We start from the raw sequence: 15,369 nt of genomic DNA, 5'->3' as shown, positions 1-15,369 counted from the left end.
TGTGCAGGGGGAAATCCCGTCATGGATTCGGATCGGAGGTTTCTGAGTCAGTTGTAGGAAAATGCGACTTCGTTTACAGCAGGTTCAGCGAAGTTGAGCTGTTCAGCCGACATCATGGACAGGGCTGGGGTTCTTTGTCGTTCCTGAGATCGAGCCCCACCCGGGCGAGGGCTCGATTCCATAGGCGCTACAAACCCCAGGCCATATCAAAGACTCAACCGGCTGGAAAACTGCCCCACCACATCCACCACCCGCTTTGCCCCGTCCTGGATCTCGACAATCACGCTCCCGGTCTCGTCCGCCAGTGCCAGCCCCTGCTCGGCCTGGCGCTTGCTGGTGTCGATGATCGCCACTGCCGCCTGGGCCAGTTGCTCGTTCTGCTGCACCACCCGGGCGATTTCCTCGGTGGCGGTGCTGGTGCGCGAGGCCAGCTGGCGCACTTCATCGGCAACCACGGCAAACCCCCGCCCCTGCTCGCCGGCGCGGGCCGCTTCGATGGCCGCGTTCAGCGCCAGCAAGTTGGTCTGCCCGGCAATGTCGCTGATGGTCTTGATGATCGAGCCGATCACCCGCGACTGGGTATCCAGCGCCTGGATGCCCTCTGCCGCCTCTTGCATCGAAGCTTCCAGCCCGCGCATCACGCTGACGCTCTGGGTGACCACATCGGTGGCCTTGCGGGCGCTGGCATCGGTACCCAGCGAGGTGTTGTAGGCGACATCCGCCGCCTCGGCCACCGCCTGCTCCTGGTTGACCTGCTCGGTGATGACAGTGGCGAACTTGACCACCTTGTACAGCACGTCATGGGCATCGAAGATGGGGTTGTACGAAGCTTCCAGCCAGACCACCCGGCCATGGGCATCGATACGCTTGAAGCGCTCGGCAACGTACTCGCCACGGCGCAGCTTGTCCCAGAACGCCTGATAGCCGGCCGAATTTGCCTCCTCCGGCTCGCAGAAAATGCGGTGATGCTTGCCACGGATCTGTTCCAGGCGGTAACCGACGGTGGTCAGGAATCGATCGTTGGCGGTTAGGATGTTGCCGTCGAGGTCGAATTCGATCACGGCGGTGGAGCGCATCAGGGCCTTGATCAGGCTTTCGTGCTCGCGGGATGTCTCGATGGTGCGGGTAAGATCGCTGGAGTGCAGCGTGAAATACTTGATGCGCCCCTCGCTGTTCTTGACCGGCTGCAGGATCGACCGTAACCAGGCTTCCTGGCCATTGCCGCGCAGCAGGCGGAATGCACCGTTCAGGTGTTCACCGCGGCTGATGGCGCCCTTCATGCGCTGGTAGAAATCCAGCGTCTTCACATGGGCAGGGACGATGTCCTCGATGTTGCGTCCAAGCAATTGTTCGGCACGGTAGAGCATCTCGCTCTCGAAGTTGCCGTTGACCATCTCGATCCGTCCCTGAGGGTCGAGTTGCAGTACCAGCATCTCGCTGTCGAGGCTACTCTTGACCTGTTCGATGGACATCAGGTCTTCGCGTAGCTGCCGGATTTCTTGCTTGAGCTTGTTGTTGAACATCACCGCTCTCCTGGAGCGCATCAGGTAGTCGAATGCATCTGCATCGGCTGTCGGTGCCCCCTCTTGAGCGGCCTGCAAGGAAAAATTCACAAAGCGAAAAGCGTCGGCAATCAGGCGTCATCAGTACGTCACATGGCAGTCACATTGGCGCAACCCAGCAGGCGGAAACTTTTTTTCATGAACACACCCGCCCTACGCATTACCTTGGTCAGCGAAACCTTCCCACCCGAGATCAACGGCGTGGCCAATACCCTTGGCCGCCTCAGCGAAGGGTTGCGCCAACGCGGCCACGAGATCGAAGTGGTGCGCCCGCGCCAGGCCGGTGAAGCCCCGCTGCACAACGACCCGAACCTGATGCTGTGCCGTGGCTGGCCCCTGCCTGGTTACCCGGGGTTGCAGTGGGGCGAGGTGTCGATGCACAAGCTGTTGCGCCGCTGGCGCCGGCAGCGCCCGGATGTGCTGTACATCGCCACCGAGGGGCCGCTGGGGCTCAGCGCACTGCGCGCGGCCCGGCGCCTGGGGGTGGCAGTGGTCAGTGGTTTCCATACCAACTTCCCGCAGTACTCCGGCCAATACGGGCTGGGCCTGCTGACGCGCCTGCTCACCCACTACCTGCGCTGGTTCCATCGGCGCACGGCGATCACCCTGGTGCCCAGCCTCAGCCAGCGCCAGGAGCTTGAGCGCCGCGGCTTCGAACGCCTGGAACTGCTGGCCCGGGGGGTCGATGCCTGCCTGTTCAACCCGGCCCGGCGCAGCCCTGCATTACGGGAAAGCTGGGGGCTTGGCCCGGATGACATCGCCGTGCTGCACGTCGGTCGGCTGGCGGCAGAAAAGAACCTGGGCTTGCTGCGCCCCTGCCTGGAGGCCCTGCAGAAAACTTATCCACACAAACGCCTGCGCCTGATCATGGTAGGTGACGGCCCGCAGCGTACCGCCCTGGAACAGCAGGTACCGGATGCCGTGTTCTGCGGTGCCCAGCGTGGCGAGGTGCTGGCCGAACACTATGCCAGCGGTGACCTGTTCCTGTTTCCGAGCCTGACCGAAACCTTTGGCAATGTGGTGCTCGAAGCCATGGCCTCGGGCCTGGCGGTGGTCGCGTATGACGAGGCGGCCGCTGCGCAGCATATTCGCCATGGCCATAGCGGTGCACTGGCCATGCCGGGGGATCAGGCAGCGTTCATCGACTCTGCCTGCTGGCTGCTGGAAGAAGAAGAGACGTTACGCCGGGTGCGCCTGAATGCGCGGCGGCATGCCAGCCGCCAGGGCTGGCCGGCGATTGTCGAGCAGTTTGAGGGGTATCTGTATAGCGCTTGTCGACATCCCGGGGGGGCGGCTGAGCGTTCGACGCAATATGTGCAGCGCCTGTAAGACCGAGCGCCGCCCGCGCGGCGCTTCGCGGGACAAGCCCGCTCCCACATTTGTTGCAACGTGGCCATGTCTGTTAGGCCATGGTTGTCAGCCTTAGTTGGCCTGACTCAATTTCTCGGCTGGCGCTACCGCCACCTCACCAGTCTCAAGACATGCACCAAGACAGGCAACCATGGCTTGACAGGTTCGGCACGTTGCAACAAATGTGGGAGCGGGCTTGTCCCGCGAAGCGCCGCGCGGGCGGCGCTCGATTTCACAGGCGCTGCACATATTGCGACAATCACCTGGCAGCCTTGATACGTCCCCAGCTACTCAGCCCAACGCCTTCTCGATAGCCTGCACCACCGCCGGATCATCCGGCGCCGTGCGCGGCGAGAAACGCGCCAGCACCCGCCCGTCCTTGCCGACCAGAAACTTCTCGAAGTTCCAGGTTATGTCACCCGGAAACTCTGCCCCCTCGCCCGCCAGCAGGCGGTACAGCGAGTGACGCCCCGGCCCGTTGACCTCCAGCTTGGCACCCAGCGGGAAGCTCACCCCGTAGTTGAGGCTGCAGAACTCCCGGATTTCCTTTTCGCTGCCCGGCTCCTGGCCGGCAAACTGGTTGCACGGCAGGCCAAGCACGTTGAAGCCCTTGTCCTTGTAAACCTGGTAGAGGTTTTCCAGGGCCTTGTATTGCGGCGTGAGCCCACACTTGGAGGCAACGTTGACCACCAGCACCACTTGGCCCTTGAACGGTGCGAGGGGCAGCTCCCCGCCGTTCAACGCGTCCAGTTTCAGGTCGTGAAATGCACTCATGATGAATCCCCTCTCAGGTTCCCGGTTGCCGCGCAGGCGAAATCCGCCCACTAAAAAGGCGCTCGTCCAAACCGTCCACCTCCCGTAGGAAGGCAAATCGGCTTGCCCGAGCGCCTGGCGACTTTCTGAGCTTAGCGCAGAAAATCAGTGGTGATGGCCACCTTCACCGTGGATGTGGCGGTGAGCGATTTCTTCGTCGCTGGCGTCACGCACGTTGACTACCTTGACCTGGAAGGTCAGGCGCTGACCGGCCAGCGGGTGGTTGCCGTCAACAGTCACGTCGTCGCCGTCGATGTCGCGGATGGTGACGATCTGCATCTGGCCATCCGGTGCCGAAGCGTGGAACTGCATGCCCACTTCCAGCTCGTCGACGCCTTCGAACAGGCTGCGGTTCAGGGTGCTGACCAGCTCGGCCAGGTATTCGCCGTAGGCATCTTCCGGCTCGATGGAAACGTTCAGCTCGTCACCGGCCTGCTTGCCTTCCAGGGCTTTTTCCAGGCCCGGGATGATGTTGCCGGCACCGTGCAGGTAAACCAGCGGTGCACCGCCAGCGGAGCTGTCGATGGTCTCCCCGGCGTCGTTGGTCAGGGTATAGTCGATGGAGACAGCCTTGTTGGCGGCGATCAGCATGGGGCAAGACCTTTTGCAAAAGTATGTAGAGCGGACAAGTGTAACCAAGCCATCGCCCGAATGCGAACGCACCGCGGACGAGCAACGGCCCATCAGTCGGATCACCGGCTTCCACCAGGACGAAGAGGGCCACTGGGTGGCCGAACTGTCCTGCGGCCACACCCAGCACCTGCGCCACCAGCCGCCGTGGCAGACACGCCCCTGGGTGCTCGACCCGGCCCGGCGCGCGCAGCGCATCGGCCAGCCTTTCGCTTGCGGCTGGTGCGCACAGGGGGCCGATAGCGCTACCCTTGGCCGTTAATTTCTTGCACCGCTTATTTCGAGAAGCACGCATGCAGACATTTTTCATTGCGCCGACCGACTTCGGTGTCGGCCTGACCTCCATCAGCCTGGGCCTGGTGCGCACCCTGGAGCGCGCCGGACTGAAGGTCGGTTTCTTCAAGCCGATCGCCCAGCCCCACCCGGGTGACACCGGCCCCGAGCGCTCCACCGAGCTGGTCGCCCGCACCCACGGCATCAAGCCCCCCGTGCCGCTGAGCCTGGCCCACGTCGAGCGCATGCTTGGCGATGGCCAGCTGGACGAGTTGCTCGAAGAAATCATCCGTCTTTACCAGCAAGCCTGCATCGGTAACGACGTGGTGGTGGTCGAGGGCATGGTGCCCACGCGCCATGCCAGCTACGCCGCGCGGGTCAACCTGCACCTGGCCAAGAGCCTGGATGCCGAGGTGATCCTGGTGTCGGCACCGGAAAACGAAGTGCTCAGTGAACTGTCCGGGCGGGTCGAACTGCAGGCCCAGCTGTTCGGCGGCCCACGCGACCCGAAGGTGCTCGGGGTCATCCTCAACAAAGTGCGCACCGACGAAAGCATGGCGGACTTTTCCACCCGCCTGCGCGAGCACTCGCCACTGCTGCGCGGCAACGACTTCCGCCTGCTCGGCTGCATCCCCTACCAGCCCGAACTGAACGCCCCGCGCACCCGCGACGTGGCCGACCTGCTCGGTGCCCAGGTGCTCAATGCCGGTGACTACGAGCAGCGGCGCATGAGCAAGATCATCATCTGCGCGCGCACCGTGGCCAACACGGTGCCACTGCTCACCTCGGGCACGCTGGTGGTGACCCCGGGCGACCGCGACGACATCATCCTCGCCGTCAGCCTCGCAGCGATCAACGGCGTCCCACTGGCCGGCCTGCTGCTGACCAGCGACAGCAAACCTGACGCACGCATCCTTGGTCTGTGCCGTGGTGCCCTGCAGGCCGGCCTGCCGATCCTGTCGGTCAGTACCGGCTCGTACGACACCGCCAACCAGCTCAATTCGCTGAACCGCGAAATCCCGGTGGACGACCGCGAGCGCGCCGAATTCATCACCGACTTCGTCGCCAGCCACCTCGACGCCGCCTGGCTGCACCAGCGTTGCGGCACCCCACGCGAACTGCGCCTGTCGCCGGCAGTGTTCCGCTACCAGCTGATCCAGCGGGCACAGCAGGCCAACAAGCGCATCGTCCTGCCGGAAGGCGCCGAGCCGCTGCTGGTGCAGGCTGCGGCCATCTGCCAGGCCCGCGGCATTGCCCGCTGCGTGCTACTGGCCAAGCCCGAGGATGTCGACGCCGTGGCCCGCGCCCAAGGCATCACCTTGCCGCCGGGCCTGGAGATTCTCGACCCCGAGCTGATTCGCGGGCGCTATGTGGAGCCGATGGTCGAGCTGCGCAAGAGCAAGAACCTCAACGCGCCAATGGCCGAGCAGCAACTGGAAGACCCGGTGGTGATCGGCACCATGATGCTGGCCCTGGACGAAGTGGACGGCCTGGTCTCGGGCCTGGTGCACTCCACTGCCAACACCATCCGCCCGGCCCTGCAGCTGATCAAGACCGCACCGGGCTCAAGCCTGGTGTCGTCGGTATTCTTCATGCTGTTCCCCGAGCAGGTGCTGGTGTACGGCGACTGCGTGATGAACCCGCACCCGAGCGCTGCCGAACTGGCCGAGATCGCCCGGCAGAGTGCCGAATCTGCGCAGGCCTTCGGCATCGCGCCGCGGGTGGCGATGATCAGTTACTCAAGCGATTCGGCCAGCGATGAAGAGGTCGGGAAAGTGCGTGAAGCAACCCGCCTGGCACAGGGTGCGGCGCAGGAGCTGCTGATCGACGGGCCATTGCAGTATGACGCGGCGGCCAACCCGGCGATTGCACGAGAACTGGCGCCGAACAGCCCGGTGGCCGGGCGTGCAACGGTGTTCGTGTTCCCGGACCTGAATACCGGCAACACGACCCACAAGGCGGTGCAGCGCAGCACCGACGGGGTCAGCCTGGGGCCGATGCTGCAAGGGTTGCGCAAGCCGGTGAACGACTTGCCGCGCGGGGCGCAGGTTGACGATATCGTGCATACCATTGCCCTGACGGCGATTCAGGCGAGCGTGGCGGGCTAAAAACAGGGGCTGCCTTGCAGCCCCTGTGGGAGCGGGTTCACCCGCGAAGAATGCGACGCGGTGTTTGGCACCGGCTACGCCGGTGTTCGCGGGTGAACCCGCTCCCACAGGGTCACTCTGATCGATCAGGGATACTGCTGAACCTGACCTTGCTGGTCATACTGCTGCCCCGGGATCGGCTTCAGGTTCACTTCCACACGACGGTTCTGCGCGCGGCCATTGGCGTCAGCGTTGCTGGCGATCGGCTGATCCGGGCCCATGCCACGTACCGAGATACGCGAGGCATCCACACCCTGCGAGGTCAGGTAGGTGCTGACCGCCTGCGCACGGCGCTGGGACAGGTCCATGTTGTGCTGGCGGCTGCCAGTGCTGTCGGTGAAGCCAACCACTTCGATGGTGTTCTGGTTGAACTGCTTGAACGAGCCGGCCAGGTTGTTCAGCGGCGAGTAGAAGCTTGGCGCGATGTTGGCCGAATCGGTGGCGAAGGTGATGTTGCCCGGCATGATCAGCTTGATCTGGTCACCCTGGCGCTGCACTTCCACACCGGTGTTGGCCATCTGTGCGCGCAGCTCGGCTTCCTGCTTGTCGGCGTAGTAGCCATAACCGGCTGCAGCGGCACCTACGGCGGCGGCGCCGATCAGTGCACCCTTGCCACGGTTGTTGTGGTCGATGGCGGCACCGGCGATAGCACCGGCCAGCGCGCCCAGGCCGCCGTACTTGGCGGTCTTGCTCATCCCCGTGGAGCCCTGCGCCTGGCCCTGGCTGTCATAAGGGTTCTGGCCGGCACAGCCGGTCATCAGGGCAGCGGCGGTTGCGACGATAATCAGACGACGCATGGTGAACATGGACAAGCTCCTACTGAATTCATGAATGCGGCAGATCATAACGGGATCTATGCCAGCCTTGGATTGCATCGGCAACGAAAAATTCCATGAAAGTGCCTTCATGTGCCATCAGGCACGCACGAAGGGGTTTTCGCGCATTTCGTCGCCCAGGCGGGTATCGGGCCCGTGGCCGGTCACCACGATGGCCTCCTCGTCCAGCCGGTACAGCCGCTCCTTGATGGAACGTACGATAGCCCGCTGGTCGCCGCCCCACAGATCGGTACGGCCAATGCCACGGCGGAACAGGGTATCGCCGGCGATCAGCAGCTTCGCATCGGCAAACCAGAAGCTCATCGAGCCCGGCGTGTGGCCTGGCGTATGCAGGGCCACGCCACAGCCGCAGGCCAGCTCCTCGTCATCCCCCAGCCAACGGTCTGGCGCAGGTACCGGGGTGTACGGCACGCCGAACATCTGGCATTGCATTTCCAGGTTGTCCCATAGCGCCTGGTCATCCTTGTGCAAGTGCAGCGTAGCGCCGGTCAGTTCCTTGAGCTTGCCCGAGGCGAGGAAGTGATCGAAATGCGCGTGGGTGTGGATGATGCTCACCAGCGTCAGGCCGTGGGCCTGCAGGCGTGCAAGGATCTTGTCCGGGTCACCCCCCGGGTCGACGACGATGGCCTTCCTGGTCAGCGGGTCGCCGATCAGGGTGCAGTTGCATTGCAGGGGGCCTACGGGGAAGGTTTCGCGGATGAGCGCAGGCGGGGCTTGGGTCATGGTGTTCTCGATGGCAAAGCTGGAATTCTGCTGAGAGCCTGACAGGAAATTGGGGTGGGTGCACGAGGTTCATGTCTTGAGATGTGTGGCGCCTTTGAGATCGAGCGCCGCCCACGCGGCGCTCGATCTCAAAGGCACCACACATCCTAAGGCAAGAACAACCTGAACAACCCTCCCCCAAGCGCCCCGCCATTGGAGATCTCGATCCGCCCGCGTACCCCGCCGCTTTCATGCAGTGCCGCGATCCGCGCCGCAAAATACAGGCCCAGGCCAGTACTGCCGCTGGTCGAGTCGATACCCTGGATGAATTCCTCCTGGCGCTCGAGCATGCGCTGTGGATAACCCGGGCCGTCATCGTTGACGCAGATGGCCAGCTGGTTGTCTGCCTCTTCGATGGTGATCAGCAAGGCATGCGCGGCAAAGCGGGTGGCGTTGGTGATCACGTTGGCGATTACCGAGGCCACCAGCTCGCGGTCGAAGAAGCCCAGTGGGTTGTCGGTATCGATGCGCCAGGTAGCAAGGATATCCTTGTGCTTGAGCACTTCCTCGTGCGCGGCCAGCTGGGCTTCGATGAAGTCGTCCAGTTCGTGGTAGTCCGGGCACACCGGCAGCTGGTTCACGCCCAGTTTGTACAACCCCAGCAACTGCACCAGCATGCCGTTGAGGTGGCGAAACTCATGCTCCATCACCCCCTGCTCGGCACCACCGCGCAGCTCCTCGGGCAAGCGCTGCACCCACTGGTTGTGGGACTGGATCAGCGCCGACAGGGAATTCTTCAGGTCGTGCACGGTGGAGGCGATCACCGTGGAAAAATCCAGCCCCTGATTGTCTTGATTCATGCGCCGAACACTCGGATGTGCAGTTTGCGGTAGCGGTCGTAGCGGTTGTCGCTGGCGGGGATGCCGGCCACGCTGCTCAGGGCGTCGCGACACTCCTGCATGATCGCCGGCTGAGGGCTGTCACCGCCGATGCGCAGCAGCGCCTGGGCAGTATTGAGGGCGATGCTGATGTTCTTCGGTTGCAAACCCAGCGCCTTGCGGAACAGTTGCAACGCCTCGCCGAGCTGCCCGCCCTGGTAACTGCGCACCCCCTGGCGATTGAGCGTGACCGCTTCGGTGATGGCGTTGAGCACGCTGGGGTCGTCCGTCAGCTTGCCGACCCTCTCCATGACCTTGGGGTCATCGCCATAACTTTCCACACAGCTCTTCAGCACGCCGATGGCGGCGGCTTCCTGCCCCATGGCCTGCAGCTGCGCGGCAACGGTCAGGGCCGAATCGACCGAGAAGAACTGGTTCATCTTGTCCAGGCGCTGGATCGCCTGTTCGGTCAGCTTGGCAGCCGTTTCAGGGTCGCCGGCCTGCTGCAGGCTGGCGGCCTTCATCATGCGGGCACGCACCTGCAGACCCTGGTCCTCGGGGTTGTCCTTGGCCACTTCGCTGAGCGTACTGTTGATCTCGACCCGGGTGCGCGCATCCAGGCCAAAGCCGGCATTCTTGCTCATCAGCGCCTGCACCAGGCCCAGGTTGTTCTCGGGGTCCTTGTAGCGTGAGCTCTGGCCCTGGTTTACCGCATGGCGGAACGCCTTCGAGGCACTCTCGAAGTCTTCGTTTTCCAACGCCAGCTTGCCCAACGTTGACTGCCGACGCACCGACAATGGCGACAGGCGCACGGCTTCCTCAAGCATGTTCTGCGCACGCCTGGTTTCGCCTTGGGCCACCAGCACCTCGGCCATGCCATCGTACAGGCCTGGCATGATCGGGAAGGCCTTCAGCGCCTGCTCGTACACACCCTGGGCCTGGGCATTCTGGCCACGCTTGTGCATCAGGCTGCCCAACGCCGAATACACCCACGGCTGCGGGCGGCTGGCCAGGATGGCCTTGAGGAACTTCTCCAGCTCCTCGAAACGGTTGAGGTTGCGCAAGGCATCGGCCCGATAGCGCAGGCACAGCGGGGCCAGGCGCGGGTCACGCTTGCACAGCTCGGCGCAGGCCGCCAGCACTTCGGCCGGGCGATTGCGGTCCAGGGCCTGCAGGATCGGCTTGAGCAGGGTCTTGCGCTGGTACAGCTTCTCGACGCGCTGGGCCAGGCCAACCCGGTTGAACGGTTTGGTCAGGTAGGCATCAGGCTCATGCTCGATGGCGCTCAGGACAATGGCCTGGCTGCTCTCGGCCGTGACCATGATGAATATGCACTCATGACTGATGTGCTTGTCGAGAATCAGGTCTTCGAGCACCTGCTGGCCGTTCTTCTTGCCGTCGCCCAGGTGGAAGTCCTGCAGGATGACGTCATAGCGCTTTTGCGCGCACATGCGCAGCGCCTGCTCGCCGCTGTCGGCGGTGTCCACGTCACGCACGCCCAGCTCGCGCAGCATGGAACGGGTCGACGTGCGAAAGTCGGTAAAGTCGTCGACGATCAGAAAGCTCTTTTGCCCGTACTGCAGCATCAACACGACCTGCCTTGGAATAATTGAAAAATCGCGCGAGGCGATGCCACCGATCGCTGTATCGGCAGCTGGTCGGGAAAGATGAGGGTAGAGCATTGGCGGCCACGAACCATGGCCTCGGGCCATTACTTTAGCGGGCAATGCCCTGCAGGGCCAGAATCATGCCAGCAACCCCAGGGATTTGGCCTTGGCCACCGCCTGGGTACGCCGCTCCACACCCAGCTTGCTGTTGATATGGCTGGCGTGGGTTTTCACCGTGTGCAGGGAAATGAACAACCGCTCGCTGATCTGCTGGTTGGAACAACCCTGGGCAATCAACTCGAGCACGGCCAGCTCGCGGCCACTCAGGGCCTCGCCGGTGCTGGCGCTTGGTATTTGCGGCAAGCGCTTGAGCAGTTCGGCCTGTACCGGGCAAGCGGCAACTGCCTGCAACTGTTCAAGAAGCCACTGCGGGTGTTGCTCCAGCAAAGGCTGAAAGGGTTGCAGCACGCCGCCATGGGCTGCTTCCAGCAACCTTGGCAACAACTGGGCGGCCTGCCCTTCCCGGCCTTCGCCCAGCAACAAGCCAAGCCACTGGCACAGGGCACTGACGCAGAGCATCATGCCGCCACTGGCCTGGCCGCGCTCGACCAGGCCGGCCAGGCGTTGCGCCGCGTCGTCGCTGCGCGACTGGATACGCTCGAGCAATGCCTGCTGCAAGGCGATGTGCAACGGCAGCAACGGGTGGAACTCCGGGGCCGCCGCGGGTTGCTCGCCACCATAGGTCTGGCCCAGGCGCAGCAGCCAGGACTCGGCCAGGTCAATGCGCCCCTGGGCCAGCCACAACTCGCATTTGACCAGGGTGATCATGGCCAGGTAGTAGACCGGCGGCACATCCCAGATGTGCATCAACCGCTCGGCCTCGGCCAGTTCGGCAAAGGCTTCGGCAAAGTGCCCTTCCCGGCCATCGAGCGTAGCGATCACGCAGTGGCCGATGAGCACGCTGATGTCGCGGCAGGCCCGCGCCTCGCCCAGCCCCGCACGCAAACGGGCACGGCCCTGGGCCGGCTGCAGGCGCGAGACCAGCAGGTAGCCTTCGTAAAGCGTCAGACGGGCGCGCACGGCATACAGGCGCTGTGCCGACAGCCCTTGCAGTCGCTGCAGCCCCTGGCGCACTTCGTCCAGCGCGCGCAACACCTCGCCACGGGCATGCAGCACCCGCGCCCGGTCGTAATGGGCCAGGGCCTCGAACAATGGGTTGCCGACACGCTGGGCCAGTTCCAGGGCCTCGCGGTTCCAGCCACGGGCCCGCCAGAAATCGCCATCGGCAATCGCCAGGTTGGACAGCGTCGACAGGCATACCAGGCGTTGGCCATAACGCTTGCTCGGCAGGCTCTGCAGCGCTTCGCTGCAATAGGCCAGGGTACGCTCGCGGTCGCCACGGCCACGGGCGATCACACCACTCAGCGCCAGCCACTGGGCCAGCATGGACTTTTGCGCGGTTGCCGAAGGTGCGGGCAGGAAGCGGCTGAGGTAACCCGCCAGCTCCTCGGCCGCATCCAGCTGGCACGCCAGGCCCAATGCCCAGCTGTACAGCACGATCAGCCGTGGCGTGCTGATGAGCAGGCTGTCGGGCAGGTCCATCTTCCAGCGCAGCAACATGCCGACGTTCTGTTCAGCCAGCAGTTGTTCCTCGGACAGGCTCTGCACCAGGCCGGCGGCGACATCCAGATGCCCGGCACGCAGCGCCTGCTCCACCGCTTCGTCCAGCAAGCCTTGGCTTTCGAACCAGCGGCAGGCGCGCAACTGCAGGCCGGCCAGCGGCTCGCTGGCCTGGCGGCTGCGCAGCAGGTCGGAGAACAGGTGGTGATAGCGGAACCAGTGGCCATGCTCGTCCAGCGGCACCAGGAACACCTGGTGCGCCTGCAGGAAACGCAGTATCGCGGCACTGTCATGGCGGCCGCGTATGGCATCGCACAACGGGGCACAGAACCGTTCCTGGCAGGCCGTGTCGTACAGGAAGGCCTGCACGTCGGCGGGCAGCATGTCGATGACTTCTTCCAGCAGATAATCGCGGATCAGGCCCTCACCGCCATGCAAGGCCTGGGGCAAGGCATGCTCGTCAGCGGACTCGCTGGCCGCCAGTTGCCAGAAACGCAACCCGGCCACCCAACCGTCACTGCGCTGGATCAGATTGTCCAGGGCCTGGCCACGCAGGCCGGTGGGCTGGCGACCGATCACCGCCAGCGACTCCTCGGCGGTCAGGCGCAAGTCCTGCTCGTTGAGTTCGACCAGTTGCCGCGACAGGCGCAGGCGCGCCAGGTGCCAGTCCGGGCGCTGGCGGCTGGTGACCAGCAGCACCAGCCCGGGGGGCAGGTGATTGAGGAAGAACTGCAGGCAACGGTCGAGCACTGGCCCCTGGGCCAGGTGATAGTCGTCCAGCACCAGCAACAAGGGCGTATCGGCTTGCAGGTACAGCGCCAGCTCGTCGAGCAGGCCGTCGAGCCATTCCTCGAAGGCGAACGGCTGGTGGCGCTGGCGCATTTTCAGCAGGCCCATGGCCTGGCCGCCCAACGCCGGGCAGTACTGCTGCAGGCCTTCGAGCAGGCGTTCGAGGAAGCGGCCCGGGTCGGCATCCCGTTGGCTCAGGCCCAGCCACAGGCTACGCCAGTGCTCGGGCAGCGCTTCACAAAATTCGATGGCCAGGGAGCTTTTGCCGAAACCCGCCGGGGCATTGACCAGCAACAGCCGCCCGCCGAGGCCGGCCTGCAGCCGCTGGCACAGGCGCAGGCGCGGCACATGGCCGTCCGGCAAGGGCGGCCGGAAGAAACGCCCGTCCAGCAGGCCCAGGGCCTGGCTGGTGAATCCATGCGTACGGGACAGATCTGTCATGGCCGGCTCGTTCTGGTTGGAAGACTACGGCGGTATGGATGCTTGCGAGACTAGCGGGTAACGCTGCGCATTTGAAGATGATGGGCGCAATTGGCCTGGAAAAGACTGCGACAAAAAGCAACATGGCCGATGGACAGCGGCTGGGACGGGGGTTTGCTGAGGTATTCACCAGCTTTATTGCTGTACCGGCCTCTTCGCGGGTGAACCCGCTCCCACAGTTACTGCACTGGACTTGAAACCTGTGCGATCCCTGTGGGAGCGGGTTCACCCGCGAAGAGGCCGATACAGGAAAATGAAACGCCCCGGACAAGCCGGGGCGCTCGGGGGTTGCGCGATATCTAGCGAATACCCGACTGGCGCAGTGCCGCTGGCTGGAAGTCAGCCTTGCTGGCGCTGAAGCCGAAGTCGTAGGCGCGCTTCTCTTCGTTCTTCATGCCCAGGGCCAGGTAACGGCCCGACTGCAGGTCGTAGATGGCCTCCAGGGTGTACCACGGCACCTCCACGTTGTAGTACGGCTGGGCATGCGCCTCGGACACGCGCCACAGCTGGCCACGGCCGTCGTACTGGTCGATCACCGCGGCCTGCCAGGTGTCTTCGTCGATGTAGAAGTCACGCTTGGCATAGATGTGTCGCTGGCCCGGCTTGAGGGTCGCGACCACGTGCCACACGCGGCGCAGCTCGTAACGGGCCAGGTCCTGGTTGATGTGCCCGGCCTTGATGATGTCGGTGTACTTGAGCTTGGGGTCGTCGAGCTTGAAGGCGTTGGAGGCGATGTACAGCTCCTTCTTGCCTTCCAGCTTCCAGTCATAGCGGTCTGGCGCACCGTTGAACATGTCCAGGTTGTCCGAGGTGCGCAAACCGTCGGCAGCGGTACCCGGGCCATCGTACGACACTTGCGGTGCCTGGCGCACGCGGCGCTGGCCGGCGTTGTAGATCCACGCCTTGCGCGGTTCCTTCACCTGGTCGAGGGTTTCGTGCACCAGCAGCACGGTCCCGGCCAGGCGTGCAGGCGCGGTCACTTCCTGCTTGAAGTAGAACAGGATATTGCCTGGGTTGTTCGGGTCGTAGTCCTTCATGCGCTCGCGGAAGACGAACTGGTCGGAGAAGTACACTGGGTTGAAGGAGCCGTTCTGCTGTGGCGTGGCCTGGGTCACCAGGCGGCTGACACTGCCACCGCGGTAGCGGGTGATATGGTTCCAGATCACTTCCAGGCCGCTTTTCGGGATGGGGAACGGCACGGCTGTGCGGAAGTTGTTCAAGCCGTTGCCGCCTTCCACCAGGGTGGTCTTGGTGGCGTTTTCCTTGATGGCGGCGAATACATCAGCCGGTACCGTGGCACCGCGATGGGTCTTGAACACCGGGATCTTGAAGGTTTCCGGATAGCGCTTGAGCATGGCCAGCTGGCCCGGCGAAAGCTTGTCCTTGTACTGGTCGGCGTTCTGCGCGGTGATGGTGAACAGCGGCTTTTCACTGCCATACGGGTCGGACAGGAAGCCCTTGGCGTCGGCACTGCCAGCACTCTTCGACAGCGGCTCCCACGGGCCGATCGAGCCATCGGCGTTACCGGCCTTTTCGGCGCCCATCGGGGTCAGGGTACTGCCCAGCTTGGCCGCCTCGTCGGCGGATACTGCAGCCATGACGCTGGTCGCCAGCAGGGACAGGCCCAGCACACCGGCTTGCAGCAGACTTCTGGTCTTGTTCATGTCGTGTCGTCCTGGATC

12 protein-coding genes are annotated in these 15,369 nt (G+C 64.0%); 3 read left to right on the top strand and 9 right to left on the bottom strand.

The features are described 5' to 3' along the window. Nucleotides 1-206: 206 nt before the first annotated feature. Complete coding sequence (locus tag J5M71_RS12195; protein ID WP_207832475.1) at nt 207-1,523, bottom strand: PAS domain-containing methyl-accepting chemotaxis protein; 1,317 nt, start codon at nt 1,521-1,523, stop codon at nt 207-209. Nucleotides 1,524-1,700: 177 nt separating this feature from the next. Here J5M71_RS12195 and J5M71_RS12190 point away from each other — a divergent pair, with 177 nt between their 5' ends. Next, nucleotides 1,701-2,891 carry a glycosyltransferase family 1 protein gene (locus J5M71_RS12190; RefSeq protein WP_207832473.1) on the top strand — a complete coding sequence of 397 codons (1,191 nt, stop codon included), beginning with the start codon at nt 1,701-1,703 and terminating at the stop codon, nt 2,889-2,891. Between the two features lie 312 nt (nt 2,892-3,203). Here J5M71_RS12190 and J5M71_RS12185 read toward each other — a convergent pair whose 3' ends face one another. Then, on the bottom strand, nt 3,204-3,686 hold the full coding sequence (locus J5M71_RS12185; protein WP_207832471.1) for a glutathione peroxidase: 483 nt from the start codon (nt 3,684-3,686) through the stop codon (nt 3,204-3,206). A 144-nt stretch (nt 3,687-3,830) separates the two neighbouring features. Then, nucleotides 3,831-4,316, bottom strand: coding sequence for a peptidylprolyl isomerase (locus J5M71_RS12180; protein WP_003259610.1), 486 nt, complete (start codon nt 4,314-4,316; stop codon nt 3,831-3,833). On the opposite strand from J5M71_RS12180, the gene J5M71_RS12175 reads away from it, so the two are divergent. Further along, a complete protein-coding gene (locus J5M71_RS12175) occupies nt 4,315-4,617 on the top strand; it encodes a DUF3565 domain-containing protein (protein ID WP_207832469.1) in 303 nt (100 codons plus the stop codon). The two genes, J5M71_RS12180 and J5M71_RS12175, sit on opposite strands and share 2 nt — an antisense overlap. Before the next feature lie 31 nt (nt 4,618-4,648). Continuing rightward, nucleotides 4,649-6,736: a phosphate acetyltransferase gene (gene pta / locus J5M71_RS12170; protein WP_207832467.1), complete on the top strand. Its 2,088-nt coding sequence runs from the start codon at nt 4,649-4,651 to the stop codon at nt 6,734-6,736. Between the two features lie 125 nt (nt 6,737-6,861). On the opposite strand, the gene J5M71_RS12165 is transcribed toward pta, so the two are convergent. The 6 genes from J5M71_RS12165 to J5M71_RS12140 form a co-directional block, all read right to left on the bottom strand. Continuing rightward, a complete protein-coding gene (locus tag J5M71_RS12165; RefSeq protein ID WP_087503383.1) occupies nt 6,862-7,581 on the bottom strand; it encodes an OmpA family protein in 720 nt (239 codons plus the stop codon). 108 nt (nt 7,582-7,689) lie between these two features. Then, nucleotides 7,690-8,334, bottom strand: a complete 645-nt coding sequence (locus J5M71_RS12160) for an MBL fold metallo-hydrolase (RefSeq protein WP_063911253.1) — start codon at nt 8,332-8,334, stop codon at nt 7,690-7,692. 146 nt (nt 8,335-8,480) lie between these two features. Beyond that, on the bottom strand, nt 8,481-9,173 hold the full coding sequence (locus J5M71_RS12155; protein WP_063911252.1) for a HAMP domain-containing sensor histidine kinase: 693 nt from the start codon (nt 9,171-9,173) through the stop codon (nt 8,481-8,483). Further along, complete coding sequence (locus tag J5M71_RS12150) at nt 9,170-10,777, bottom strand: response regulator (RefSeq protein ID WP_207832464.1); 1,608 nt, start codon at nt 10,775-10,777, stop codon at nt 9,170-9,172. The genes J5M71_RS12155 and J5M71_RS12150 overlap by 4 nt, the downstream gene beginning before the upstream one ends. Nucleotides 10,778-10,936: 159 nt before the next feature. Then, nucleotides 10,937-13,648, bottom strand: a complete 2,712-nt coding sequence (locus J5M71_RS12145; protein WP_207832462.1) for a LuxR C-terminal-related transcriptional regulator — start codon at nt 13,646-13,648, stop codon at nt 10,937-10,939. A 338-nt stretch (nt 13,649-13,986) separates the two neighbouring features. Further along, complete coding sequence (locus tag J5M71_RS12140; protein WP_207832460.1) at nt 13,987-15,351, bottom strand: DUF1329 domain-containing protein; 1,365 nt, start codon at nt 15,349-15,351, stop codon at nt 13,987-13,989. Nucleotides 15,352-15,369 lie beyond the last annotated feature (18 nt).

Origin of the sequence: Pseudomonas sp. 43(2021), from assembly GCF_017490805.1 — a bacterium.
GTDB lineage: Bacteria > Pseudomonadota > Gammaproteobacteria > Pseudomonadales > Pseudomonadaceae > Aquipseudomonas.
Note: the sequence above shows the minus strand (reverse complement) of the source record. Positions and strands in the feature narration are given on the sequence as shown.

Bases quoted from the DNA above. Each gene is read 5' to 3' on its own strand.
- J5M71_RS12195 (WP_207832475.1), bottom strand. From the start codon at position 1,523: ATGTTCAACAACAAGCTCAAGCAAGAAATCCGGCAGCTACGCGAAGAC.
- J5M71_RS12190 (WP_207832473.1), top strand. From the start codon at position 1,701: ATGAACACACCCGCCCTACGCATTACCTTGGTCAGCGAAACCTTCCCA.
- J5M71_RS12185 (WP_207832471.1), bottom strand. From the start codon at position 3,686: ATGAGTGCATTTCACGACCTGAAACTGGACGCGTTGAACGGCGGGGAG.
- J5M71_RS12175 (WP_207832469.1), top strand. From the start codon at position 4,315: ATGGGGCAAGACCTTTTGCAAAAGTATGTAGAGCGGACAAGTGTAACC.
- J5M71_RS12180 (WP_003259610.1), bottom strand. From the start codon at position 4,316: ATGCTGATCGCCGCCAACAAGGCTGTCTCCATCGACTATACCCTGACC.
- pta (WP_207832467.1), top strand. From the start codon at position 4,649: ATGCAGACATTTTTCATTGCGCCGACCGACTTCGGTGTCGGCCTGACC.
- J5M71_RS12165 (WP_087503383.1), bottom strand. From the start codon at position 7,581: ATGTTCACCATGCGTCGTCTGATTATCGTCGCAACCGCCGCTGCCCTG.
- J5M71_RS12160 (WP_063911253.1), bottom strand. From the start codon at position 8,334: ATGACCCAAGCCCCGCCTGCGCTCATCCGCGAAACCTTCCCCGTAGGC.
- J5M71_RS12155 (WP_063911252.1), bottom strand. From the start codon at position 9,173: ATGAATCAAGACAATCAGGGGCTGGATTTTTCCACGGTGATCGCCTCC.
- J5M71_RS12150 (WP_207832464.1), bottom strand. From the start codon at position 10,777: ATGCTGCAGTACGGGCAAAAGAGCTTTCTGATCGTCGACGACTTTACC.
- J5M71_RS12145 (WP_207832462.1), bottom strand. From the start codon at position 13,648: ATGACAGATCTGTCCCGTACGCATGGATTCACCAGCCAGGCCCTGGGC.
- J5M71_RS12140 (WP_207832460.1), bottom strand. From the start codon at position 15,351: ATGAACAAGACCAGAAGTCTGCTGCAAGCCGGTGTGCTGGGCCTGTCC.